This window comes from Mesobacillus campisalis (assembly GCF_000986785.1).
In the GTDB taxonomy this organism is placed as follows: Bacteria; Bacillota; Bacilli; order Bacillales; family Cytobacillaceae; genus Mesobacillus_B; species Mesobacillus_B campisalis.
Map to the genome: position 1 here is coordinate 112,545 of NZ_LAYY01000002.1, position 24,987 is coordinate 137,531.

General features: G+C 48.4%; 27 protein-coding genes. 1 reads left to right on the forward strand and 26 read right to left on the reverse strand.

All coding sequences use genetic code 11. From position 1 onward, the window contains the following. Window positions 1–370 precede the first annotated feature (370 nt). The 10 genes from dprA to WQ57_RS02565 form a co-directional block, all read right to left on the reverse strand. Window positions 371–1,219 carry a DNA-processing protein DprA gene (gene dprA, locus WQ57_RS02520; RefSeq protein ID WP_046522154.1) on the reverse strand — a complete coding sequence of 283 codons (849 nt, stop codon included), beginning with the start codon at window positions 1,217–1,219 and terminating at the stop codon, window positions 371–373. 110 nt (window positions 1,220–1,329) lie between these two features. Next, window positions 1,330–2,232, reverse strand: coding sequence for a succinate--CoA ligase subunit alpha (sucD, locus tag WQ57_RS02525; protein ID WP_046522155.1), 903 nt, complete (start codon window positions 2,230–2,232; stop codon window positions 1,330–1,332). A 22-nt stretch (window positions 2,233–2,254) separates the two neighbouring features. After that, on the reverse strand, window positions 2,255–3,415 hold the full coding sequence (sucC, locus tag WQ57_RS02530) for an ADP-forming succinate--CoA ligase subunit beta (protein ID WP_046522156.1): 1,161 nt from the start codon (window positions 3,413–3,415) through the stop codon (window positions 2,255–2,257). Window positions 3,416–3,687: 272 nt separating this feature from the next. Continuing rightward, window positions 3,688–4,455, reverse strand: coding sequence for a ribonuclease HII (locus WQ57_RS02535; RefSeq protein ID WP_046522157.1), 768 nt, complete (start codon window positions 4,453–4,455; stop codon window positions 3,688–3,690). A 63-nt stretch (window positions 4,456–4,518) separates the two neighbouring features. Beyond that, on the reverse strand, window positions 4,519–5,394 hold the full coding sequence (gene ylqF / locus WQ57_RS02540) for a ribosome biogenesis GTPase YlqF (RefSeq protein ID WP_046522158.1): 876 nt from the start codon (window positions 5,392–5,394) through the stop codon (window positions 4,519–4,521). Window positions 5,395–5,472: 78 nt separating this feature from the next. Next, window positions 5,473–6,024 (reverse strand): signal peptidase I, encoded by a 552-nt coding sequence (gene lepB, locus WQ57_RS02545; RefSeq protein WP_046522159.1) that lies wholly within the window; start codon window positions 6,022–6,024, stop codon window positions 5,473–5,475. Between the two features lie 174 nt (window positions 6,025–6,198). Beyond that, window positions 6,199–6,543 carry a 50S ribosomal protein L19 gene (gene rplS, locus WQ57_RS02550; RefSeq protein WP_046522289.1) on the reverse strand — a complete coding sequence of 115 codons (345 nt, stop codon included), beginning with the start codon at window positions 6,541–6,543 and terminating at the stop codon, window positions 6,199–6,201. Between the two features lie 125 nt (window positions 6,544–6,668). Beyond that, window positions 6,669–7,406, reverse strand: a complete 738-nt coding sequence (gene trmD / locus WQ57_RS02555; RefSeq protein WP_156183039.1) for a tRNA (guanosine(37)-N1)-methyltransferase TrmD — start codon at window positions 7,404–7,406, stop codon at window positions 6,669–6,671. After that, complete coding sequence (rimM, locus tag WQ57_RS02560; RefSeq protein WP_046522161.1) at window positions 7,406–7,924, reverse strand: ribosome maturation factor RimM; 519 nt, start codon at window positions 7,922–7,924, stop codon at window positions 7,406–7,408. The genes trmD and rimM overlap by 1 nt, the downstream gene beginning before the upstream one ends. 5 nt (window positions 7,925–7,929) lie before the next feature. Beyond that, window positions 7,930–8,322, reverse strand: a complete 393-nt coding sequence (locus WQ57_RS02565; RefSeq protein WP_046522162.1) for a YlqD family protein — start codon at window positions 8,320–8,322, stop codon at window positions 7,930–7,932. 163 nt (window positions 8,323–8,485) lie between these two features. On the opposite strand from WQ57_RS02565, the gene WQ57_RS26475 reads away from it, so the two are divergent. Further along, complete coding sequence (locus tag WQ57_RS26475) at window positions 8,486–8,632, forward strand: hypothetical protein (RefSeq protein ID WP_156183034.1); 147 nt, start codon at window positions 8,486–8,488, stop codon at window positions 8,630–8,632. Window positions 8,633–8,833: 201 nt separating this feature from the next. Here WQ57_RS26475 and WQ57_RS02570 read toward each other — a convergent pair whose 3' ends face one another. From WQ57_RS02570 to WQ57_RS02640, 16 genes are all read right to left on the reverse strand, one after another. Beyond that, window positions 8,834–8,977 carry a hypothetical protein gene (locus tag WQ57_RS02570; protein ID WP_156183035.1) on the reverse strand — a complete coding sequence of 48 codons (144 nt, stop codon included), beginning with the start codon at window positions 8,975–8,977 and terminating at the stop codon, window positions 8,834–8,836. Window positions 8,978–9,042: 65 nt separating this feature from the next. Then, window positions 9,043–9,186: a hypothetical protein gene (locus WQ57_RS26480; protein ID WP_156183036.1), complete on the reverse strand. Its 144-nt coding sequence runs from the start codon at window positions 9,184–9,186 to the stop codon at window positions 9,043–9,045. Between the two features lie 183 nt (window positions 9,187–9,369). Beyond that, window positions 9,370–9,600: a KH domain-containing protein gene (locus WQ57_RS02575; protein ID WP_046522164.1), complete on the reverse strand. Its 231-nt coding sequence runs from the start codon at window positions 9,598–9,600 to the stop codon at window positions 9,370–9,372. Window positions 9,601–9,605: 5 nt separating this feature from the next. Further along, window positions 9,606–9,878, reverse strand: a complete 273-nt coding sequence (gene rpsP, locus WQ57_RS02580; protein ID WP_046522165.1) for a 30S ribosomal protein S16 — start codon at window positions 9,876–9,878, stop codon at window positions 9,606–9,608. Between the two features lie 109 nt (window positions 9,879–9,987). After that, window positions 9,988–11,340: a signal recognition particle protein gene (ffh, locus tag WQ57_RS02585; RefSeq protein WP_046522166.1), complete on the reverse strand. Its 1,353-nt coding sequence runs from the start codon at window positions 11,338–11,340 to the stop codon at window positions 9,988–9,990. Window positions 11,341–11,352: 12 nt separating this feature from the next. Further along, window positions 11,353–11,682, reverse strand: coding sequence for a putative DNA-binding protein (locus WQ57_RS02590; RefSeq protein ID WP_046522167.1), 330 nt, complete (start codon window positions 11,680–11,682; stop codon window positions 11,353–11,355). Window positions 11,683–11,846: 164 nt separating this feature from the next. Beyond that, window positions 11,847–12,833, reverse strand: a complete 987-nt coding sequence (gene ftsY, locus WQ57_RS02595) for a signal recognition particle-docking protein FtsY (protein WP_046522290.1) — start codon at window positions 12,831–12,833, stop codon at window positions 11,847–11,849. Window positions 12,834–12,853: 20 nt separating this feature from the next. After that, a complete protein-coding gene (smc, locus tag WQ57_RS02600) occupies window positions 12,854–16,420 on the reverse strand; it encodes a chromosome segregation protein SMC (RefSeq protein ID WP_046522168.1) in 3,567 nt (1,188 codons plus the stop codon). Between the two features lie 21 nt (window positions 16,421–16,441). After that, the gene (rnc, locus tag WQ57_RS02605) at window positions 16,442–17,221 is read right to left on the reverse strand and encodes a ribonuclease III (protein WP_046522169.1); all 780 of its coding nucleotides are present in this window, start codon (window positions 17,219–17,221) and stop codon (window positions 16,442–16,444) included. Between the two features lie 183 nt (window positions 17,222–17,404). Further along, window positions 17,405–17,638, reverse strand: a complete 234-nt coding sequence (locus tag WQ57_RS02610; protein WP_046522170.1) for an acyl carrier protein — start codon at window positions 17,636–17,638, stop codon at window positions 17,405–17,407. A 61-nt stretch (window positions 17,639–17,699) separates the two neighbouring features. Beyond that, window positions 17,700–18,443, reverse strand: coding sequence for a 3-oxoacyl-[acyl-carrier-protein] reductase (gene fabG, locus WQ57_RS02615; protein ID WP_046522171.1), 744 nt, complete (start codon window positions 18,441–18,443; stop codon window positions 17,700–17,702). Beyond that, window positions 18,444–19,388 (reverse strand): ACP S-malonyltransferase, encoded by a 945-nt coding sequence (gene fabD / locus WQ57_RS02620; RefSeq protein WP_046522172.1) that lies wholly within the window; start codon window positions 19,386–19,388, stop codon window positions 18,444–18,446. It abuts the gene before it with no gap. Between the two features lie 17 nt (window positions 19,389–19,405). Continuing rightward, window positions 19,406–20,401 carry a phosphate acyltransferase PlsX gene (gene plsX / locus WQ57_RS02625; RefSeq protein WP_046522173.1) on the reverse strand — a complete coding sequence of 332 codons (996 nt, stop codon included), beginning with the start codon at window positions 20,399–20,401 and terminating at the stop codon, window positions 19,406–19,408. A gap of 14 nt (window positions 20,402–20,415) precedes the next feature. Continuing rightward, on the reverse strand, window positions 20,416–20,985 hold the full coding sequence (fapR, locus tag WQ57_RS02630; RefSeq protein WP_046522174.1) for a transcription factor FapR: 570 nt from the start codon (window positions 20,983–20,985) through the stop codon (window positions 20,416–20,418). A 130-nt stretch (window positions 20,986–21,115) separates the two neighbouring features. Further along, the gene (recG, locus tag WQ57_RS02635; RefSeq protein ID WP_084820130.1) at window positions 21,116–23,230 is read right to left on the reverse strand and encodes an ATP-dependent DNA helicase RecG; all 2,115 of its coding nucleotides are present in this window, start codon (window positions 23,228–23,230) and stop codon (window positions 21,116–21,118) included. Between the two features lie 86 nt (window positions 23,231–23,316). Beyond that, window positions 23,317–24,984: a DAK2 domain-containing protein gene (locus WQ57_RS02640; RefSeq protein WP_046522175.1), complete on the reverse strand. Its 1,668-nt coding sequence runs from the start codon at window positions 24,982–24,984 to the stop codon at window positions 23,317–23,319. Between the last annotated feature and the right edge of the window lie 3 nt (window positions 24,985–24,987).

Below are 24,987 nucleotides of genomic sequence, written 5' to 3' on the forward strand. Positions count from 1 at the left end.
TTTTTGTATTTGAGGCAAGGATTCTGCCAGGACTTTGCAGAAGTAGCGGCGCTTTTAAGTCGGTGGGCTCCAGCCCATACGTCGCTGAACAGGCGCTTCCGCTTTTAATCTTTCCAGCTCCGCCTCCTAGCCCCTCGGGTCATAAGCCATTCCCCGCCAGAAGGCAAAGAACGCCTTCTTACGGCGACTGTCTTATGCCTGTCGGGCCTGTGCAGTCGGCTCCGCTTTTAAGTGTCCTGATGCACAATGTATAATAGATTTTAATTTATTTCAACCATTTTGTAACAATTTTTCATAATTTAACTTTATTGGCCATGGTGTTTGGGCGGCTGCAAGATGCTTGATCTCCCTGCTTTTATCCTTTAAAAAACTAAAAAATAATTTCTTCTATTATATCTTTCGGTTCCTTGACCAGTTTTGCCCCCATTTGAATTAATTCATTCGTCCCGGCCGATTTTGGTTCGAAAATGCTCCCTGGAATCGCAAACACTTCCCTGCCTTCGTTCAAAGCAAAATCCGCTGTAATGAAGGAGCCGCTCCGCTTTTTCGCCTCAACCACGAGGGTTCCTTTAGCAAGGCCGCTGATGATTCGGTTTCTCATCGGAAAATGCCATCTTTCAGGCCTGGTATATGGGGGATACTCCGACAGAAGCAGATGGTGGTTCATCATATACTGGGCCAGCCCAAGGTTCTCTTTTGGGTATATATGCTCGAATCCTCCGGCTATGACACCTATCGTACTTCCGCCGTTTCTGATTGCCATCTGGTGGGCATAAGTATCTATTCCCTTGGCGAGACCGCTGATAATGACAGCACCGCTGTCAATCAACTGTGGAAACAAGGCCCCAATTGCTTGTTTTCCATAGTCACTGGCCTCTCGGCTGCCGACCACAGCAAGGGGGAACACGCTTTTCAGCAGCCTGATATCGCCCTTGGCAAACAGCATCCAGGGCGGCTGATAAATGGATTTTAGGATTTCCGGATACTCGTCATCCAATAAACTGATCAGGTGAATGCCATTTCTCTGATATTGCTCCAAAATCTGCTCAATCGGGAGTTGGTGCATGGTAACAGCCGGGAATTTTTTCGATAGGGGGTTTTCAGGTTTGAAGGAAAATGTGGTCAAAGTGGGGTCGGCCTGAAGAATAAGCTTTACATTTTTCCAGCTCATCTGCTTGCAGTGCAGCAGGCAGGCAAGCCTTTTTTTATATTCATCCATAACGGGGAACCTCCTGGAGAGTCATTTTTATTGAGGAAGGAAATTTCCGGAGGATGGGGCAGGAATTGCAAACAGTCCCTCTAAAATGAGGGACTGTTTTGCCTATGGTCTTAGTGTGTTTTGCATTTTTCATAAAGTCCTTGCTCTTTCAGGACTTCAATAAGTGTTTCTCCCATTACAGAAGGAGTTTCAGCAACCTTGATGCCGCTTTCGTTCATGACACGGATCTTTTCGTCAGCCGTTCCTTTTCCGCCGGAAATGATCGCACCAGCATGGCCCATGCGCTTTCCAGGAGGAGCAGTTCTTCCTCCGATGAAGCCGACAACAGGCTTGGTCATGTTCGCCTTTACCCACTCTGCCGCTTCTTCTTCTGCGGTACCGCCGATTTCACCAATCATGATTACGGCATAGGTATCAGGATCTTCATTGAACGCTTTTAATACATCGATGAAGTTTGTGCCGTTTACAGGGTCGCCACCGATCCCGACTGCTGTCGTCTGGCCGATTCCGGCCTGGGTAAGCTGGTGAACCGCTTCGTATGTTAAAGTTCCAGAGCGGGAAACAACACCAACATGGCCTTTCCTATGGATATACCCTGGCATGATTCCGATTTTGCACTCGTCAGCCGTAATCACGCCCGGGCAGTTAGGCCCTACAAGGCGTGTCTTCTTGCCTTCCATGTAGCGCTTTACTTTAACCATGTCCAAAACAGGGATATGTTCTGTAATACAAATTGCAAGGTCAAGCTCTGCATCTACCGCTTCCATGATCGCATCAGCTGCGAATGGTGCTGGAACGTAGATGACGGAAGCCGTCGCTCCGGTAGCTTCTACCGCTTCTTGAACCGTGTTGAAAACGGGAACGCCTTCCACTTCCTGGCCGCCTTTGCCTGGAGTCGTCCCACCTACGATTTTTGTGCCATATTCAAGCATTTGCTTTGTATGGAAAAGGGCTGTTGAACCAGTGATCCCTTGTACGATTACTTTTGTATCTTTATTAATGAATACACTCATGACAACTATTCTCCTTCCTATCCTACTTAACTAGTGAAACGATCTTCTGTGCGCCGTCAGCCATGGATTCAGCAGCAACAATATTCAGTCCGGATTCATTCAGAATCTGTTTGCCCAGGTCGACATTTGTGCCTTCAAGACGAACAACGAGGGGCACTTCGAGGCCTACCTGCTTCGCAGCCTCCACAACGCCTGTTGCAATGACATCGCACTTCATGATTCCGCCAAAGATATTGACAAAAATGCCTTTCACATTCGGATCGGAAAGAATGATTTTAAACGCTTCAGTTACCTTTTCAGCTGTCGCGCCGCCCCCAACATCAAGGAAGTTGGCCGGCTCGCCGCCATAGTGCTTGACGATATCCATAGTGGACATCGCAAGGCCGGCACCGTTGACCATGCAGCCGATGTTTCCATCAAGGGAGATATAGCTCAGGTCATACTTGGAAGCTTCGATTTCCTTTGGATCTTCTTCTTCAAGATCGCGCAATGCAAGAATGTCTTTCTGGCGATACAGAGCATTTGAATCGAAATTCAGCTTCGCATCAAGCGCCATTACCTTTCCATCTCCTGTCACAACAAGCGGATTGATTTCCGCAATCGAACAGTCCTTTTCAATATAAGCGTTATATAAGCCCATCATGAATTTGACAGCCTGATTGACAAGCTCTTTCGGGATGTTGATATTGAACGCAATTCGGCGTGCCTGGAATGGAGTCAATCCGACAACAGGATCGATTTCTTCCTTGAAGATTTTTTCTGGCGTCTGTTCTGCCACTTCTTCAATCTCTGTTCCGCCTTCTTCTGAAGCCATCAATACGACACGGGAAGTTGCACGGTCAAGAACAAGGCCTACATAGTATTCTTTTTTGATGTCGCAGCCTTCCTCGATCAACAGGCGCTTTACTTCCTTGCCTTCCGGGCCGGTTTGGTGAGTGACCAAGGTTTTGCCAAGGATTTCACTCGCATATGTACGGACTTCCTCAAGATTTTTAGCGACCTTTACACCGCCAGCCTTTCCACGTCCGCCGGCATGGATCTGCGCTTTTACTACACAAACTTCAGTTCCCAGTTCCTTGGCCGCTTCCACAGCCTCTTCCACTGTGAACGCTACTTTTCCATTTGGTACCGTTACCCCATACTGCCTGAGGACTTCTTTCCCCTGATACTCATGGATATTCATTTCCCATCCTCCTATCACTCGTAAAACGGAAGCGTTTTCGAGCAAAATTCATTTATGCTTTTTCTAGAAAAATAGACTGCGCTTTCATTGTATATAATGAAATATCCCTTGTCTAGCTTTATGATTTAAATATTGCGCCTTTTTAAAAATTGGGAAAAATCCTTACAAAACAGGAATAAACAAAGAGAGCCGGGCATTGCGGGCCGGGCTCTCCTTAGTCATGATATGGTCTAATGGAAAATCACTGATTTAATTTTACTATTCTCATATATTTATTTACCCGCCAATTTCACCGGTGCGAAGCTCATTCTGTGTATTGGAGTTGCCCCATATTTTTTCAAAGCATCCAAATGGGCAGCAGTGCCGTAACCCATATTGGAGGCAAAACCGTACTGCGGATAAACTCCATCAAGCTTCTTCATCATCCTGTCCCTTGTCACCTTCGCCACAATCGAGGCTGCCGCAATCGAGATGCTGCGTGCATCCCCTTTTATCAGGGATTCAGAAGGATAGGGAGTTTCCAGCCGGACAGCATCAACTAGAAGATAGTCAGGATCCGACTGAATTTCCACGATTGCCTGCAGCATCGCTTTTTTCGATGCCTCAAGAATATTGATTTCATCGATTTCCGCTGCCTCAATAACACCTATTCCTATCGCTTTCGCCTCTTGCTGGATTCTTTCAAAAAGCTCTTCCCTTTTTTGTTCATTCAGCTTCTTGGAATCATCCACTCCAGGCAGATAAAAATCCTCTGGAAGAATGACGGCTGCGGCTACTACAGGCCCGGCAAGCGGCCCTCTGCCCACCTCATCAATTCCGGCAATGGACTTGTAGCCCTGGCTTCTTAATTTTCGTTCAAACTGGGTCATTTCGATAAACTTCTTAAGAAGTTCCTGCTCTTTTTGCTGCTGCTTCTTCCATTTTTCCAGAAGCCGCCGAACACCAGCACGCTCATCCTTTTCCAGGCTGTCAATCAAAGCATCGTCTGCTTCATGCGAAAAAAGCAGCTGCTGGATTTTTGCAATTGGCATCTTGTTCATGATGTACTCCTATATGTATTTTTCTCCAGAAGGCTTCAGAAAAAAAGGCCCCCTCGAAGGACCTTATTTCTCTGCAGGCTCCTCATTCGCCGCAAGGTCGGCCGGCCTTTCAAACGAAAGCGGGCCAAGCTTCTCACCGCGGATTTCCCTGATTACTGTCTCGGCCACTTTATCATAATCAACTTCGCGCCCCTGCTTCAACCCCCGCGATAAGCCAATCTTATCAAACAGCTCGACTATATCTTCCGGAACTTGTTCCACGCCAAACCTTTCCTTGAGGCGGACGGGATAATGTTCTCCAAGGAACTTCAGGGCATACACGGCGACATCATCCAGGTTTAAAATAGCATCCTTGATTGCCCCTGTAACAGCAAGCTTCATCCCTACTTCCTGGTCTTCAAACTTAGGCCAGAGGATCCCCGGGGTGTCGAGCAGCTCAAGTTCCTTGCCTACCTTGATCCATTGCTGGGCTTTCGTAACCCCAGGCATGTTTCCTGTTTTGGCAATGTTTTTCCCATGCAGGCGGTTGATCAGCGTCGATTTGCCCGCGTTTGGTATCCCGACAATCATCGCCCGGATGGCTCTTGGCTTGATCCCTTTCGCCTCCATGCGGTCAAATTTTTCCTTAAGGAGCACCTTGGCTTCACTGACGACCTGCTTCAGCCCGGTGCCCGCCTGGGAATTGATGGCCAGAGCGCTGATTCCCTGTTTCTTAAAGAAAGTGATCCATTCGGCAGTAACCTCTTTATCGGCCATATCCGCTTTATTCAGAAGAACGATACGCGGCTTGTGCTGAATAATTTCGTCAATCATCGGATTACGTGAAGAATAAGGAATTCGCGCATCCACCAGTTCAAAAATAATATCTACAAGCTTAAGTTTCTCAGTGACTTCCCTCCTGGCCTTCGCCATATGGCCAGGAAACCATTGAATTGTCATGAAAGAAACCTCCTCTTACTAAAATAATAAAGCGCCTGCACGGGCCCCGTACGGGCCCATACAGGCGCTTCCCGTTTATTACTCCACTATACGGATATCTTGAATCGGCCAATAAATGATGCTGGTTTGGCCGAGCACTTCATCAAGAGGAACCGTCCCGATATGGCGGCTGTCCTTGCTGAACCGGCGGTTATCCCCCATCACAAAAATATGCCCCTCCGGCACGGTTTCCCTGCCGATTTTTTCTTCAAGCGTAAAAGGTTCCGTAAGCGGGCCATCGATTACCTGTTGCTTATATTCTTCCAAATACGGCTCTTCATATGCTTGCCCGTTCACATAAAGAGTATCATCCTTATATTCGATATGGTCGCCGGGAAGCCCAATCACTCTTTTTATGTAATCCTTGTTTTCGGGTGCATGGAATACCACGATGTCAAACCGTTCCGGTTCCCCAATTTTGTAGCTCAGCTTATTGACAATCATTCTGTCCTGATCATGAAGGGTGGGCATCATGGATAATCCGTCTACCACAATTGGCGCAAATAAAAAATATCTGATTCCCGCTGCCAGCAAAACAGCAATGAACAGCGCTTTTACCCATTCCCATAATTCGTTTTTTTTCTGTGCCATACATTCCCCACCATTCTCAGAAAATCAAATCCCAATATAGCTTTATTTTACATAACTTGTTTCATATAAACACGATGGGAGTGTTTTTTTAAAAAATTTCACTTTTAAATTATACCAGCTGAATGTGCAATATGAAAAAAGAGCTTGTCAGACAAGCTCTTTTCTACATTCTTATTAGCGGATTTCCTTAATACGAGCTTTCTTACCACGCAGGTTGCGCAGGTAGTAAAGTTTCGCACGGCGGACTTTACCGCGGCGGATTACTTCAAGCTTCGCAATTTTTGGTGTGTGAACAGGGAATGTACGCTCAACGCCTACACCGTAAGAAATCTTACGAACTGTAAAAGTTTCGCTGATTCCACCACCACGACGCTTAATTACCACACCTTCGAAAATCTGGATACGTTCGCGAGTTCCCTCGACAACCTTAACGTGTACACGTACAGTATCACCAGGGCGGAACGCAGGAAGATCAGTACGAAGTTGTTCTTTTGTAATTTCTGCAATTAGATTTTGCATCGTTTTCAACTCCTCCCACAAATGCTCTTGCATCTCGTGCAGCGGAACATCGTTATCAATGACAATAGCCAGGCTAAAGCCACAAGAAGTATAATACCATATTGGGCTCCAGACTGCAATGACTATTACTGTTGTTTTTTGATATCCTCCAGCCATTTTCGCTGTTCAGGCGAAAGTTCAGCGGCATCCAGGAGGTCTGGCCTGCGGGAATAGGTTCGCCGCAGCGATTCTTTTGTTCTCCATTCATCAATCAGTTTATGATTGCCTGACAGAAGGATGTCAGGGACCTTCATACCGCGGAAATCGGCCGGCCTTGTATAATGGGGATGTTCGAGCAGCCCTGTGCTGAAGGAATCCTGAATATGGGATTCCTCACTGCCGAGAACCCCTGGAAGCAGGCGGACAACGCTGTCGATGACCACCATCGCCCCAAGTTCACCGCCCGTCAGCACGTAATCGCCAATCGAGATTTCATCTGTGATGATATGCTCCCGAATTCGCTCGTCATAGCCTTCATAATGGCCGCAGATAAAAATCAGATGTTCCTCACGCGCAAGTTCTTCCGCCTTTTTCTGCGTATGGCTTTCTCCCTGTGGACACATCAGGATGACGCGCGGCTTTTTGCTTTCCGCTTTATCGACGAGGTCGGTAACCGCATCAAAAATCGGCTGAGGTTTCAGGACCATCCCAGCTCCCCCTCCATAGGGATAGTCGTCCACGGTCTGGTGGCGGTTATCGGCATAGTCGCGGAAATTGACAACATTATAAGAGACCGCCTGCTTTTCGGCTGCTTTTTTTAATATGGAATGGCCAAGAACGCCCGGGAACATCTCCGGAAAAATAGACAGCACATCGATTTTCATCATGACAGCAGACCTTCCATCGGCTCAATCAGGATCACTTTCTCCTTGATATCAACTTTTTTGACAACATCTTCAATATAGGGAATCAGTTTTTCTTTTTCCCTGCCTTTTTTCACTACCCACACATCATTGGCACCCGGAGAAAGAACTTCTGTCACCTTGCCGATTTCCTCGCCATCCACCGTATAGACCAGGCAGCCAATAATATCCTGGACATAATATTCGCCTTCTTCCAATGTGCCACGCTGGCTTTCAGGGATCTTCAGGATGCCATCCCGGAACGGTTCAACATGGTTGACATTTTCACAGCCTTCAAACGTAAGCAAATCAAAGTTTTTATGTTTGCGGTGACTTTTGACAACCAGCTCCTTCGGCTCCTTGCTGCCAGGCATGAAAAGAAACAGGCTGTTTCCAACCTTGTACCGTTCTTCGGGAAAATCGGTCCGCGAAATGACTCTTACTTCACCGCGGATTCCATGGGTATTGACAATCTTCCCAACATTAAACCATTTTTCCATTTAGTTCACCTCTCACGTATTTCAACCACAACACCATCTTTTACCACTACCGTTTTTTCAGCAAGAAAGTCGTCCCACAAATCGCCCTCGTTAATTTCAACAAGCGCCTGCAGTTCCGATTCTTTCAATTCGCTTCCTAACGGTAGAATATGTAATTGTTCGATATGAAACTCCAGAAGCTTGATTTTTTCCCCGCGGAGCCGGATTTCATTTTCGAACTGCCTCTTTAATATTTCAGGAGGAAGCTTCTTTGATTTTTCCTGCTTCTTCCATTCGAATTTAAGCTGCTCGCTTTCCTTTTGCAGCTGTTGTTTTTTTGTTCCGTATTTATTTAGAAGTCTTTCCTTGCTTGTCTCTGTAAGTACCTGTTTGACAACAACCGTTTGAAGTACCTTCACAGCGATACCTCCAGTCCCTTTTTTCAGGCCCGCCTGTCCCTCGTTGAGCCACAAACCCATTATATATGAAATGGCTGGGAAAGACCAAAAGCAGGGCCAGATAGTGGTGAGGTTGGAACTTGGCTTAAGGCTGGCTATGTGGCTTCATTTATGAAGGTACTTCTTGAAGGGTCCAGTGATTCTGAAGGTTGAGAGCTTCCTCAGTACCCTTTTTGAAGCTGGTCCGGTCATTTTGGCACTGACACCCTCCATCAGTGACCTTTTCGGTGCCGGCCTGCTGATTTTGGGTACTGACAGCCTCTATCAGTGACCTTTTCGGAACTGGCCTGCTCATTTTGGGTACTGACAGCCTCTATCAGTGACCTTTTTGAAGCTGGTTCGGGCATTTCGGGCACTGACACCCTCTATCAGTGACCTTTTTGAAGCCGGCCAGCTCATTTTGGGCACTGACAGCCTCTATCAGTGACCTTTTCGGTGCCGGCCAGCTCACTTTGGGCACTGACAGCCTCTATCAGTGACCTTTTTGAAGCTGGTTCGGGCATTTTGGGCACTGGCACCCTCCATCAGTGACCTTTTCGGAACTGGCCTGCTGATTTTGGGCACTGACAGCCTCTATCAGTGCCTCTTTTGAAGCAAGACCTCTCATTTCGGGCACTGACACCCTCCCATCAGTGACCTTTTTGGAACTGGCCTGCTCATCTTGGGCACTGACACCCTCCATCAGTGACCTTTTCGGAACTGGCCTGCTGATTTTGGGCACTGACACCCTTCATCAGTGACCTTTTTGAAGCCGGCCATCTCATTTTGGGTACTGACAGCCTCTATCAGTGCCTCTTTTGAAGCAAGACCTCTCATTTCGGGCACTGACACCCTCCATCAGTGCCTCTTTTGAAGGAAGACCATCCATTTCGGGCACTGACAGCCTCTCTCCACCCGAACACCTCCCGAATGAATCAAGAAGCCTCTAGTTCTAACCATGCCGCCCCTTTTAGCAGCTCCCACAGCCACAAAAAAATGGAGGGGATTCCCCTCCATTTTTACGCTTAATTATTCAACAATCTCCAAAAAAATCTTTTTTTGCTGCGAAGCTCCTGCTGCATAGACGACTGTCCTGATAGCCTTGGCAACGCGCCCCTGTTTTCCGATCACCTTACCCATATCGCTCTTGTTAACAGAGAGACGGTAGGTGACGCGATGATCTTCTTCGGTTGAATCCACTTGGACATCTTCCGGAAAATCAACCAGTGGCTTTACGATTGTCTCAATTAATTCTTTCATGCTGATTACTTGCTAAGCTTAGCATTATGGAATTTTTCCATGATGCCCTGGTTCGAGAACAGGTTGCGAACTGTGTCAGATGGTTTCGCACCGTCTTGAAGCCATTTAAGAGCAAGCTCTTCGTTGATGTCCACGATTGCCGGCTGGGCAACTGGGTTGTAAGTTCCGACTGTTTCGATGAAACGGCCGTCACGTGGAGAACGAGAATCAGCTACTACAATACGATAGAAAGGAGATTTTTTTGCTCCCATACGCTTTAAACGAATTTTAACTGCCATTTTATATAAGCACCTCCGAATAGTTTCACACAAGATAGAATAATAACAAATTCAATTTGGGTTGTAAAGGTTTTTTTCTTTACAGGTTAATTTTGGTGGTAAAAACACCTTAAAACGGGTTGAAAGGAAGCTTGAAACCGCCTTTTTTCTTCCCTTTTTGCTGCATGCCGGACATTTGCTTCATCATTTTTTTCATGTCTTCGAATTGTTTAAGCAGGCGGTTCACCTCGGGTACCGTTCGGCCGCTGCCTTTTGCAATCCGTTTGCGCCTGCTGGCGTTGATGATTTCCGGATGCTCTTTTTCCTGCTTGGTCATCGACTTGATGATCGCTTCAACGTGGGCGATTTGCTTTTCCTCAATTTGGACGTTGTTAAGGCCTTTGATTTTATTCGCTCCAGGCATCATTTTCAAAAGCTCGTCAAGCGGCCCCATATTGCGGACCTGGCCAAGCTGCTCAAGAAAATCGTCCAGCGTGAAGGTAGCAGTCCGCATTTTCTTCTCAAGCTCTTTCGCCTTCTCTTCATCCACATTCGCCTGGGCCTTCTCGATGAGGGTGAGCACATCTCCCATGCCGAGAATGCGGGAAGCCATCCGCTCGGGGTGGAAAGATTCCAGCGCATCCAGCTTCTCGCCAAGACCGACAAATTTGATCGGCGTATTGGTCACGGCACGAATCGATAAGGCAGCTCCCCCACGGGTATCGCCATCAAGCTTGGTGAGCACAACGCCGGTAAGTCCCAGCTGCTCATTGAAGCTTTGGGCAACATTGACCGCATCCTGTCCGGTCATTGCGTCGACCACCAGGAAGATCTCGTCAGGTTTTGACAGCTCCTTGATTTCCTTCAGCTCGTCCATCAGTTTTTCATCAACATGAAGACGGCCGGCGGTATCAATCAGGACATAATCATGATGGTCTTCCTTCGCTTTTGCGATAGCCTGCTTGGCAATCTCAACAGGACTGACCTGGTCCCCAAGGGAGAATACAGGCATGCTCAGCTGTTTGCCAAGAGTCTCGAGCTGCTTGATTGCGGCGGGACGGTAAATATCCGCCGCCACCAGCAATGGTTTGCGGTTGTATTTTTTTCGTAAAAGATTCGCAAGCTTACCAGTGGTTGTCGTTTTACCGGCACCCTGGAGGCCGACCATCATGATGACAGTCGGCGGGCGGTTCGCAACGGCAATTTTGCTTTGTTCTCCGCCCATGAGCTCGGTAAGCTCTTCCTTAACAACCTTGATAACCTGCTGGCCCGGTGTCAGGCTCTTCATGACTTCCTGGCCAATGGAGCGTTCGCTTACCTTTTTGACAAAATCCTTTACTACTTTAAAGTTAACGTCTGCCTCAAGCAGGGCGAGACGGACCTCGCGCATCATTTCTTTTACATCCGCTTCGGAAACCTTGCCTTTTCCGCGGATCTTTTGCATCGTATTTTGCAGTCGGTCGGCTAATCCTTCAAATGCCATTGTTGCCGCCTCCTAATCTAAATTCTCAATCTGTACGACCAAATCTTCCAGGGCCTTCAAGTCGGGATCGCCGCTTAATGCGTCTTTCATCTTCGCAATAAGCCTGCTGCGCTCCTGAAACCTGGCAAAAAGCAAAAGCTTCTCCTCATACTCTTCTAGCATCGCTTCTGTCCTTTTTATATTGTCATAGACGGCCTGGCGGCTGACCTCATATTCCTCGGCAATTTCCCCGAGGGAATAGTCGTCCAGATAATAAAGCGACATATAGCTTTGCTGCTTGGGAGTTAACAAGGCTTGATAAAAATCATAAAGATAGTTGATCCGGGTTGTTTTCTCAAGCATCTTCATCCCCCCATGTTAAGTGAAAAACCTTTACATACAAACAGTGTACACAGGCGGGCATTCCCTGTCAAGGTGTGAACAGGGTTTCCGCCCGTTCTATACAGGCCGCAGGGGGCAAAAAAAGGGGATAGCCCAAGGCTCCGCCTGAGCGATCCTTCCCCTGTCTATTCAGCTTCTTCAACCAGATCGGCAAATAGGCCGTAAACATACTTCTCGGCATCGAACTCCTGGAGGTCATCCATCTTTTCACCAAGGCCGACAAACTTGACCGGGATATTAAGTTCATTGCGGATAGCAAGCACGATCCCGCCTTTTGCTGTCCCATCAAGCTTCGTCAGTACAATGCCGCTCACATTCGTCGCTTCCTTGAAGGTTTTGGCCTGAATCAGGGCGTTTTGTCCAGTGGTCGCATCCAGCACTAGAAGCACTTCGTGCGGCGCACCTGGAACTTCCCGTTCAATGACCCTTTTAACTTTTTCAAGCTCCTTCATCAAATTCACTTTATTCTGCAGACGGCCCGCTGTATCGCATAATAGAATGTCAACTCCGCGGGATTTTGCCGCCCTTACGGCATCATACATGACAGCCGCAGGGTCGGAGCCCTCGGCCTGCTTGATCACATCGACACCGACCCGGTCGCCCCATACCTCCAGCTGATCAATGGCACCTGCACGGAACGTATCGCCGGCAGCAAGCAGGACGCTTTTGCCTTCCTGCTTGAATTTATGGGCAAGCTTGCCGATTGTGGTTGTTTTGCCAACTCCGTTCACACCGACAAATAATATAACGGTCAGGCCTTCATTCTCGAGGTCCAGGGTGCTCTTTTCGTCACCGGCTCCTTCGTAGATATCAACAAGCTTTTCCGAAATAACAGCCTGGACCTCCCGAGGATCCTGGATGTTGCGGCGTTTCACTTCCTTTTTCAGTTCATCAATCAGCTCCATGACGGTTTCAAAGCCGACGTCTGCCCCGATAAGGATTTCTTCGAGTTCTTCAAAGAATTCCTCGTCGACTTTCCGGTAGCGGGCAACAAGGTCATTCACCTTTCCGGAAAAATTGTCCCGTGTCTTCGTTAACCCATCCTTGAATTTTTCGCTGACTGTTTCTGTTTGTTTGGTAATCTTCTCTTTTAATTTTTTAAAAAAGCTCACAAATCCCACTGCCTTTCAGTCTATGATTTTACAAGCTCCTGTGTCTCCTCGAGCCTTACGGAAACGAGCTTGGAAACACCTGATTCCTGCATGGTCACCCCGTAAAGCACATCTGCTTCTTCCATCGTGCCTTTCCGGTGGGTAATGACAATGAATTGGGTTTCCGAACTGTAGCGTTTCAAGTATTGGCTGAAGCGGTAGACATTCGCTTCATCAAGAGCCGCTTCAACTTCATCCAGGATACAGAACGGTACTGGACGCACCTTAAGGATTGAAAAGAGCAGGGCGATGGCGGTCAATGCCCGTTCCCCGCCGGAAAGCAGGCCCAGATGTTGCAGTTTCTTGCCTGGAGGCTGCGCTACCAGTTCTATGCCTGTGTTCAGAAGGTCGTCAGGCTGCGTGAGCCGCAAATCGGCCCTTCCACCGCCGAAAAGTGACTGGAAGGTGGCTTCAAAATGAGAGCGTACTGCCCTGAACGTCTCGTCAAACCGCTTTTTCATTTCCGTATCCATCTCCGCAATAATTTGGAACAAAGTATCTTTTGCTTCCTGAAGATCGCTTTTCTGTTCATGCAGGAACTCGTAGCGTTCGGATACACGCTCATACTCCTCAATGGCACCCAGGTTCACTGTTCCCAGCTCTTCAATCGCCAGCTTGATCAGCTTCACTTTTCTCCTGGCATCTTCTGCAGGCATGGTGAGCGGATACTGTTCCTTTGCTCCTTCATAGGATAATAGATATTCCTCCCGCAGGTGGGCAATCAGGTTGTCCAGTTCTACATCCAGGCGGTTCAGTTTCACTTCCTCATCCTTCAGCACTTCAGCCAGACCTTTATGAAGCCGGTGCAGTTCCTTTGTTTCAAGGTTAAGGTTATCAAGCTGCTCCTGCATCTTCAGGCGTTCATCGCGTTTTTGGGAGATCCGCTCCATTGTCCTGTTCTTATCTTCCAGTTTTTTGCGTGCCGCTTCCTCAAGCTGGCTTTCTCCCGAGGAGTCGGATGTCATTTCCGACGAAAGGAGGTCCAGGTCTTCCTTGGCCGTCTCCAGACGTTCCTGCTGCAGGGCCAATTCAGCGCTCGCACTTTCAAGCTTTTCATGTGCATAGGCCAGCTGTTCTTTGTTGGCCGCAAGTTCCACTTTCAATTCGCCTATTTCGGCAGCAAGTGTTTCTTTCGAGGTTAAATTGGTATTTTTGCGGTTGGTCAATTCTGCAATTTCCCTGTCCAGCTTTTCGAGTGCGGCCTGATACTTCTCTATCTTCTCGAGCAACTGGCTTTCCCGCTCTTTCAGCTTTACTTTTTCCTGATTGAACTGGCTCTGCTCGGAATCATAGACGGCCAGCCTGTCATTGATGTTCCGCTCTTCAATCTCAATTTCGCGCAGTTGCCCTTTAAGCGATTGCTCTTTCAGACGAAGCTCTTCTCCCTGTCTTCGCAGTAGTTCAAGGTCCGCCGTACCGGATTGCAGTTCCCCCTTCATGGTCTTGACCCTCACTTCAAGCTGGCGGGTCTTATCTTCCATTTCAGCTAGCTTTTGCTTCAGTTCATCCAGCTCGCCCTTTCGGCTAAGCAGGGCCGAAGCATTCTTCTTGGCCGCTCCCCCGGACATGGAGCCGCCCGGATTGACAACATCTCCTTCGAGGGTAACAATCCGGCTTCGATATTGAAGGATTTTGGCGATTTCGTTGGCACCCTTCAGGTCCTTGGAGATAACTACATTCCCAAGAAGGTTATTGATGATTTGCTGATATTTTTCATCAAACCCGATCAGGCTGACAGCAGTCCCGACAAACGCTGGGTGGCCGCTGATAGCCTGAAGCAAGTGGGGAGAAACCGATTTGCCTTTTATGACGGATAGCGGCAAAAACGTCGCCCGTCCATAGGCATTCTGCTTGAGGTACTGAATCGCTGCCCGTCCAGTTTCCTCATTGGCCACGACAATATGCTGCATAGCTCCGCCAAGAGCCGTCTCCATTGCAAGCTCATATTTTTTCGGCACCTTGATCAGTTCTGCAACAGCGCCCTCTATGCCCTGAAGTTTTTTCCCCCTGGCTTTCAGGATTTCCTTTACCCCCTGGAAAAAGCCGGTGTACTCCTCTTCCATTTCTTCGAGCATTTCTTTCTTAGAACGGGCCTGCTGCAAATACTGATAGGCCTGGTACAAGGTTTTTTCCTGCTTTTCAAAGCTGGCTTCCAGCGCCTCCAGCCTTCTCTGGGCCTCAAGGTACTTTTGGACCTCTGCCTCCACTTCCTGGCGGGTGTGTGCAAGCCGCTTTTTCGCTTCAGCTTTTTTGCCGGCAATTTCATCGCGGCTTGCAAGGAATTTGTCATTCTCCGCATCAAGCCGCGAACTCCTCGAAGTCTGCTGGGCAAGCTGCTGGCCAATATAGGTAAGCTCATTTTTAGCGCTGGCCTGCTGGTTAAGTAGGTCGATATAATCGCTTTTCAGGGAATCGATTTTTTCTTCGATATCCTCGTTGTAGAGTTTCAGCTGCTGCTGGCGTTCCATAAGCCCGGCCGAAAGACGGGCGGATTCTTTGCCAAGGAGGTCAACCGCCTGTTCCTGCTCGCTTTTAACCTTTTTAAGGAGGGAAATCCTTGCCGAGATTTCCTTTATGCTTTTCTCCAGCTGTCCTCTGTTAAGAGTGGCATTTTTCTTCCGCTCTTTTAGGACCTCTTTCCTTCCCTCAAGCTTTTCGAGCTCCTCACTGGCAAGCAGGAGGTCATTTTGCATGCTGAGAATGGCTTCATCGGAAATCGCAATTCCCTTTCGAAGCTGATCAATGGCTGTCTCCTTCTCCTGGATGAGGGCTGCCATTTTCGTTTCCTCCGCCTTATGCGCCTCCAACTTTTGAGACATCCTTTCCCAGCTCCCATGAACCTCTTCGATTTCATGGGCAGTTAGCGCGACCTCAATCTTCTCGAGCTCAGCCTTTTTCTCCGTATAATCTTTCGCCATGGAAGCCTGGATTTTCAGCGGTTCCACCTGGCCCTCCAGTTCATGGAGGATATCAGCCACGCGGTTTAAATTTTCCTGCGTTTCAAACAGTTTCATTTCCGCTTTTTTCTTACGGGTTTTGTATTTCAGGACTCCAGCCGCTTCCTCAAAAATGGTCCTTCTGTCATCAGGCTTGCTGTTAAGGATCTCCTCGACCTTCCCCTGGGAAATAATCGAAAAGGCTTCCCGTCCAAGGCCTGAATCCATAAAAAGGTCGACGATATCCTTCAGGCGGCATCCTTGCTTATTGATTAAATATTCGCTTTCTCCGGAGCGGTATACTCTTCTCGTAACGCTCACTTCATTGTAGTCAATTGGCAGGAACTGATCCTCATTGTCGAGTGTAAGTGTTACCTCGGCAAAATTGAGCCGCTTTCTGGAATCGCTGCCTGCAAAAATGATGTCTTCCATCTTTGCCCCGCGCAGCGACTTTGCCGATTGTTCACCAAGCACCCAACGAATCGCATCGGTAATATTGCTCTTTCCGCTTCCATTTGGGCCCACTACGGCTGTTACACCCGGAACGAATTCGACGTTAATTCGCTCGGCAAAGGATTTAAAGCCGACCACGTCTAAACGTTTTAAATACACTCTAAAGCTCTCCCTTTCAAGTTAATCGTTGCTCTGGATGTCGTTTTGCTTCGAGATCGCTTCCATATGAGTTTTCAATTTTTCCAGTGCTTTCTGTGCCGCATGCTGTTCCGCTTCCTTTTTGGACCGGCCTTTTCCAGTCCCAAGCTCTTCCCCGTTCAATGTGACGCGGGACTCGAATTCCCGGCTGTGTGCCGGTCCGGTTTCAGCCAGGATCTTATACTGCAGTGTACCGGCCGCATCGCGCTGCACTAGTTCCTGCAGCTGGCTCTTGAAATCCATCACATGCGAAAAAGCACCTGCATCAATCTTCGGAAACACGATTTTTTCTAAAAATGCCAGGACAGTGTCGATTCCCTTATCCAGATATAACGCCCCGATGAAAGCCTCGAACACATCGGCAAGCAAAGCAGGCCTTGTGCGCCCGCCAGTCATTTCCTCGCCCTTTCCAAGCAGGACAACTTCGCCAAAGTTCAACTGATTGGCAAATGCCACAAGGGACGGTTCACAGACGACCGCTGCTCTTAATTTGGTTAGTTCCCCTTCACTCATCATGGGATATTTTTTATATAAAAACTGGGAAACAGTCAATTCTAGAACAGCGTCTCCAAGGAATTCAAGCCTTTCATTGTCCTCATAGGGCTTCCGTCGATGCTCATTCACATAGGATGAATGGGTAAAAGCCTGTTTAAGCAGTTTATCGTTTTCAAATTGAATTCCGATCCTTGTCTGGAACTCTTTGAATTTCTGATCCTTCGCGCGGTTTACTTTCCTATCTTTGTCCTTACTGAAATTGCGCATCCTAATTCCACCTTGCTCAAAATTTACACACTATCTCTAGTTTACAAAAAAGAAGCAGGAAAAGGCAAAAAAACGCCGATTTTTTCTTGTTAAAAATAACCGGCGCGTCTGCCCATTGAAATCTTTCCCACACACAGAAGAAAGCCCCGTTAAATAACGGAGCTTTTAGAGCAAATCCACAGTTTACATTTTGCCATTTATGTAATTAACAGCGTCACCAACTGTCGCGATTTTCTCAGCGTCATCGTCAGAGATCTCCATGTCGAACTCGTCTTCCAGTTCCATAACCAGTTCAACGACATCAAGGGAATCCGCACCTAAGTCATCCTTGAAGGATGCTTCAAGAGTCACTTGATTCTCATCTACTCCCAAACGGTCCACAATGATTTTAGTTACACGTTCTAAAACTTCTGCCATGCTTGTTCACCTCCCCTCAAGCCATTATAGATGAAACAAAATAAATAATAAAGACCTGACGTTACATTACCATGCCCCCATCCACATGCAGGGTTTGTCCTGTCATGTAGCGGCTGTCTTCAGACGCGAGGAAAACGACGGTCCTTGCGATGTCAATCGGCTCTCCAAGGCGGGCGAGCGGGATTTGCTTAAGCATTTCGTTCTTTGTTTCTTCGTTGAGCTTATCGGTCATGTCGGTCGTAATGAAGCCTGGGGCAACCGCATTGACGGTAATCCCCCTTGATGCGAGTTCCTTGGCTGTGGTTTTCGTCAAGCCGATGACTCCGGATTTTGCGGCGACATAGTTGGCCTGGCCCGCGTTGCCGCTTACTCCGACAATGGAGCTCATATTGATGATCCGTCCGCTCCGCTGCTTCATCATTTGCCTTGTTACAGCCTTTGTACAGAGGAACACACCTTTAAGATTGATGTTGATGACTTCATCCCAATCGGATTCTTTCATTCTCATCAATAGGTTATCCTTAGTTATTCCCGCATTATTCACAAGAATGTCAAGCCGGCCAAAGGCTTCAATCGTTTGTTTGACCATCCCTTCAACGGAATCGGCATCCGAAACATCAGCCTGGATGACTACGGCTTCCCTGCCCAATGAGCGGATTTCCTCTGCTACAGCAGCCGCCTTTGCTTCACTGCCAGCATAATTGACAGCCACATTGGCTCCTTCTCTTGCCAGTTCAAGAGCGACTTCCCGCCCAATCCCGCGGGAAGCACCCGTGACCAGGGCAACTTTTCCTTCAAGTTTCAATTAATTCTCCTCCTTTAAAGCCGACACCGCAGCCTCAAAGCTTTGCTGGTCGAAAACAGGATAGGCTTTTGCGGAACGGTCAATTTTTTTCACAAGTCCTGAAAGCACTTTTCCAGGGCCAAACTCAATGAAAGTGTCCACTCCCAATTCAAGCATCTTTTTAACACTGTCTTCCCAAAGTACGGGTGAGTACAGCTGTTCAATCAGTTTTCCTTTAATCTCGCCTGCATCCTGCATCGGTTCCGCAGAAACATTGGCAATGACCGGAACCTTCGCTTCGCTGATGTGGATGTTGTCAAGAACCTTGGCAAATTCACCGGCAGCCGGCTTCATCAGCTCAGAATGGAATGGTCCGCTCACATTGAGCGGAAGAACACGCTTGGCACCAGCCTCTTTTGCTTTTAGCGAAGCTTCCTCCACCCCTTGCCTTGAACCGGAAATGACAATCTGCCCGGGGCAGTTCAAATTGGCAAGCTGAACAGGATTCCCTCCTGCCGAGACTGTCTCGCACACATCCGCTAAAGGCCCACGTTCCATGCCAAGTACCGCTGCCATTGTCCCAAGACCATTCGGGACTGCCTGCTCCATTAGTTCTCCGCGTCTGCGGACTGCATGGACTCCATCCTCAAAAGAAAAGGCTCCTGCGGCCACAAGGGCAGAATATTCACCCAGGCTGTGCCCTGCAACATAATCTGGCTCAATACCGGACTGCTTGAAATGCTCAAGGATGGCGATGCTCGCGGTCAATAACGCCGGCTGGGCATTTACAGTCAGCGTAAGCTTTTCCTGCGGCCCTTCAAAAATAACAGAGCTTAGCTTCTCCTTTAACACTTCATCAGCTTTGTTGAACAATTCCTTTACGGCCTCGTTGGCCTCGGCAAGCTCTTTTCCCATTCCCGCTTGCTGCGAACCTTGTCCGGGAAACAGAAATGCAATCTTTCCCATCTTCATCCCCCTATCATTTACTGGCTTATCTGAACTTCTTCAATTGCTTTTTTAATGGTGCCCGAAACGTCATTGGCCGCCATTTCCCTTGCCTGCCGAATGGCATTGTAAATGGCATTGCTCTCAGATGAGCCATGAGCTTTGATGACTGGTGCCTTTAAGCCAAAAAGACCCGCGCCTCCATATTCGGAATAGTCCATTTTATTCTTCAGGACTTTCAAGTCAGGCTTCAGGACGGCAGCAGCAAGCTTGCTTTTCACGCTTGACGTCAAAGCGGACTTTAACATGTTGAAAACAGACATCGCGGTCCCTTCAATCGTTTTTAGGACCATGTTTCCTGTAAAGCCGTCTGTGACTACGACATCGGCAACGCCGTCGAGCAAATCTCTTGCTTCCACATTGCCGATAAAATTGATATCCGCCTCTTTCAGCAGGGCATACGCGCTTTTGGTAAGCTCATTTCCCTTTTTCTCCTCTGTGCCAATATTGAGGAGTCCCACTCTAGGGTTTTTGATTCCGCGTGCTTTTTCACTGTAGATGGAGCCCATCACAGCGTACTGCAGCAAATGTTCAGGCTTGGCATCGGCATTGGCGCCTACATCGAGCAGGAGGAAGCCTTCTCCGCCGATGGTAGGGAGGGTCGGGGCAAGCGCGGGACGCTCAATCCCCTCAATCCTTCCGACAACAAACAGACCCGCCGCCATGAGGGCACCGGTATTCCCGGCCGATATGCAGGCATCCGCTTTCCCTTCTGTCACCTGCCTGGCTGCAAGCACCATCGAGGCGTCTTTCTTGCGTCGAACGGCACGGACTGGTTCGTCTGTTGCCAAAATCACTTCTTCGGTATGAAGGACTTCAATTCTTTCCGAAGGAACGAGATGCTCCTTGATTTTGTTTTCATCCCCAACAAGGATAATATGTACATCATTAAATGCCTGGACGGCCTTCATCGCACCAAGGACAATTTCCTTTGGTGCATTATCGCCGCCCATTGCATCGATAGCCAATTTCATATGTTGTCCATCCTTTAGTTCGTTTTTTGTGATCGGTACATCTCGAACTCGCCTTTGAACACAAGCTCATTGTTCACATAGCTGTATACGTCCACAAAGGTCCTGCCCGTCTTTTCATCAATCCGGGTTACTTTCGCCTTGGCGATGACCCGCTCATTTTCCATTACGGACCGGGTAAACTGGATATGGGCTTTTGCTGTGAGGGCCAGCTCATCGTTGATGACAGCGACGGCAAGGGAATTGGCCTGGGCAAAAAGGTGGTGTCCCCGGGCAATCTGGTTTCTTGTGAATACATGCTCTTTGTTAACATCCAGAATGGAAATGGCTTTTTTATCAAGCTCAATATCAATGATCTCCCCGATTACATCTTCAAGCGGAAGGGAACGGACTTCATCTTCGAACCGTTTTTCGGCCACGTGTTTTATTCTTTCCCGCAGTTCGGGAATCGATAACTCCAAGCGGTCAAGCCTGATGGTCTGGATGCTGACTGCAAACTTCTCAGCCAGTTCTTCATCCGTCACAAACGGGTTTTCCTCTATAGTTTCCACCAGCATCTGCTGCCGGTCGCGCTTATTTCGTCTCATCGACATTACACCATCCGCACTATTATGACTAGGTACTAATAGTAATATATTAAAAAAATAGGCAGATTGCAAGAAGAAATATGGCAACAAGCCATTCTTCCCGGTACTGCCCAATGTCTCGAATAACCGTTCAATCGAGCTTTTCACCCGACAGAGCACCGGCTGCAGCCAGATGCTCCCGTAAGCCAGCGTATTTTTCCGACTGCCAGAACGCCCTGGATTGGACCAGCAGGGCCGCATCGTTCCTCGCAGTCTCAAGCGCCCTGTAATCATGCACCATATCGGCCACCTTAAATTCGGGAAGTCCGCTTTGCTTCCTTCCAAAGAAATCCCCCGGTCCCCGGAGTTCAAGGTCCTTTTCACTTAAAACAAAGCCATCATTCGTCTCTGTCATGATGGTCATCCGCTCCTTGCCGACCTCACTTTTAGGGTCGGCAAGCAAGATGCAATAACTCTGCTCGCTTCCCCGGCCAACCCTTCCGCGGAGCTGGTGAAGCTGCGACAGCCCAAACCTCTCCGCATCATAGATCAGCATGAAGGTCGCATTTGGCACATTGACGCCCACTTCCACCACCGTGGTGGAAACCAGGACCTGGACTTCATTTGAACTGAACTCTTTCATGACTTCTTCCTTTTCAGCGGCACCTAGCCTGCCATGCATCAGCCCGATTTTGTAGCGGTTATGGAAATGCAGGCTAAGAATGTTGTGAACGTCAATGGCATTCTGAACATCCAATTTATCGGATTCCTCTATCAGCGGGCAGATAACGTACGCTTGCCTTCCCTGCGACAACTCTTTATCCATTAATCCAAGCACTCTATCAAGCATTTCCGGCTTCGCCCAGTATGTTTCTATCGCTTTCCTCCCAGCCGGCATTTCATCAATGATGGAAACATCCATCTCACCAAATACCGTTATCGCCAACGTTCTGGGAATCGGCGTCGCAGTCATGAACAGGACGTCGGGGTTCTCCCCTTTTTCCCTGAGAATGCGCCGCTGTTCGACACCAAAACGATGCTGTTCATCTGTTATGACAAGACCAAGATTACGGAAGCTGACCTCATCCTGAATCAGGGCATGTGTGCCAATCAGTACATTGATGGTTCCTTCCTGAAGCTTCGCGAGAATTTCCCGGCGGCGCTTCCCTTTGACCGAGCTGGTCAAAAGTTCGCAGGTTACTCCAAAAGGCGCAAGCAAGGCCGTAAGCGACTCAGCATGCTGTTCAGCAAGAATTTCCGTTGGCACCATCAATGCTCCCTGAAAACCTGCAGTAATGCTGGCAAACAGGCAGATGGCGGCTACCACCGTTTTCCCCGAACCCACATCTCCCTGAAGCAGGCGGTTCATGCGGTACAAAGATTTCATATCGGTTAAAATCTCGTTGACCACCCTCTTTTGGGCATTGGTCAGCGGAAACGGAAGGCTTTCAATAAACTCTTTTAGCCTCGAAAGATCATATGCTTGCGCATTCCCGGGAGTCTGCTCCCGCTCCAGCTTTCTGAGCGCCTGCATCTTCAGCTGGAAAAGCAGGAATTCTTCATACACAAACCTTCTCCGGGCTTGTTTTGCCTCTTCTGCCCCTGAAGGGAAATGCAGGGCTCTCAAGGCATCCCTTCGGCTCATCAGCTTATACTTCTGCAGCAATTCTGCAGGAATGATTTCCTCCACCTGGCTGCCGAATTGTGAAAAGGCGAGCTTGATCAGCCGCCTGATCGTCTTGACAGTCAATTTCCCTTTGACGGCATAGACGGGCTCCAATTCCTTATCCTTCGAATAGGCTCCGACACTCATTTCATTGGCTGTGATTGTCTGCCGGTGCTGGTCCCATTTGCCGGTAACGGTTATGGTTTCATTTACAGCAATCTTTTGCTTGAGATAGGGCTGATTAAAAAACACCACTTTTACCAGGTACCTGTCGACCAGAAGTCTTACAGTCAGGCGGGATTTTTTCCTCCCATGGTAAACAAGCGAAGGTTCTCCGTGAACCGTTCCTTCCACTGTCACTTTTTCCTCGTGCTTGACATCGGCCAAATCCCTTAACCGGTAATCCTCATACCTGTAAGGAAAGTGTTCCAGCAAGCCTTTTATCGTCTCTATATGCATATCTGCAAGGTTCTCGGCCATTTCGGCCCCTATGCCCTTTATGGCGGTAACAGATTGATTCAATAGTTCAGTCACGTTAAGTGCAGCATATCCTTTTTCCCCAGTTTCCTTCCGGAAGGCCTTGCTGCATTTCCTCCCCATTCTGTTTGTCCACGCCCGGCATTCTCCCAAAAAAGAAGGAATAGAAGCCTATGACCTCTATTCCCCGGGCTTTACTATTATTTTAGTTACTCAATCGCAAAAATGAAAGCATAAAGCGGCTGGCCACCATCGTGGATTTCCACTTCCAGGTCGCCGTACTCCTCTTCAAGGTAGGCAGCAAGGCCGTCAACATCTTCCTGGGTCGCATCCTCGCCCTTGAGAATGGTCAGGATTTCAGCATCCCCGTCCAGCATATTCTTCAGCAGGTCTTTGGCCGCCTTCACTTTGTCTTTGTCCTTAAGGATAATCTTTCCTTCCGCGATTCCCATAAAGTCCCCTTTTTCAATCTCCAGGCCCTCTATGCTCGTATCGCGGACAGCAAAAGTGAGCTGTCCAGTTTTTACATGGTTCATCGCTTCGGTCATGCCGTCTTTGTTCTCCTCCAGCCCGGCACCTGGATTGAAGGCGAGCAGGGCGGACATGCCCTGCGGCACGGTCTTGGAAGGAACAACGATTACATCCTCATCCGCAAGTTCAGCCGCCTGTTCGGCAGCCATGATGATGTTTTTATTGTTCGGCAGAATAATGACTTTATGTGCATTTGTTTCTTTTATCGCTTTAACAATGTCCTCTGTACTAGGATTCATTGTCTGGCCGCCTTCAATGACTACATTGGCGCCGATGCTCCTGAACAGGTCGGCAATTCCCGTCCCCATGGATACGGTGACGACCCCATACTCCTTTTTGGCAGCAGGCGGTTTGCTTTCCGCCCCTCCCGACTGTGCAGGCTGTCCAACAATATCGGTATGCTGCTGGCGCATGTTTTCAATTTTCATCGAAATGAGGCTGCCGTACGACTGTCCATATGTAAGGACTTCACCAGGCTGTTCGGAATGGATGTGTACCTTGACAAGCTGGTCATCGGAAATAACCAAAAGTGAATCTCCGTAATGGCTTAGATCTTGACGGAACTGCTGCTCGGTAAATGCCCTTTTCCCTTCAAGCTTTACCATAAATTCGGTGCAATAGCCGAATTCGATGTCTTCCGTGTTGATATGGCCCTGAACACTCTTGTGGTGTTCGGCACTGACTAAATCATTCATGGATACTAAGGAAGAAGGAGCTTCCGGAAGTTCCTCCCCTTTAAGTACAGCAAGGAATCCTTCATATACAAGGACGAGTCCCTGTCCGCCGCTGTCCACCACTCCAACTTCCTTCAGGACCGGGAGCAGGTCAGGAGTCCGGTTCAAAGAGGCTTTTGCCTCAATCACGATTTCCTCCATCAGGGCTGCGATATCTGTCTGGTTCTTGGCTGACTGGACTCCTTTTTTTGCGGAATCCTTGGCCACAGTCAGGATCGTTCCCTCAACAGGCTTCATAACGGCTTTATAGGCTGTTGTGACACCAGCTTCAAGCGCTTGCGCAAACTCATGGGCGTTAATGGCATCTTTCTGCTCAATCGCCTTTGAGAAACCCCGGAACAGCTGGGAAAGAATCACACCCGAGTTTCCGCGTGCACCCATTAGAAGACCTTTTGAAAGCGCAATACCGACTTTGCCGATATGTTCCTGGACATTATTTTTTACTTCCTTGGCACCGGAAGTCATTGATAAATTCATGTTTGTTCCAGTGTCGCCATCAGGAACAGGGAAGACGTTCAACGCATCCACCATTTTGGCGTTGGCTGAAAGGTGGCTGGCACCCTGTATCACCATCTCCGCGAAACGCTTTCCGTCTAGAACTGTAATTGACACAAA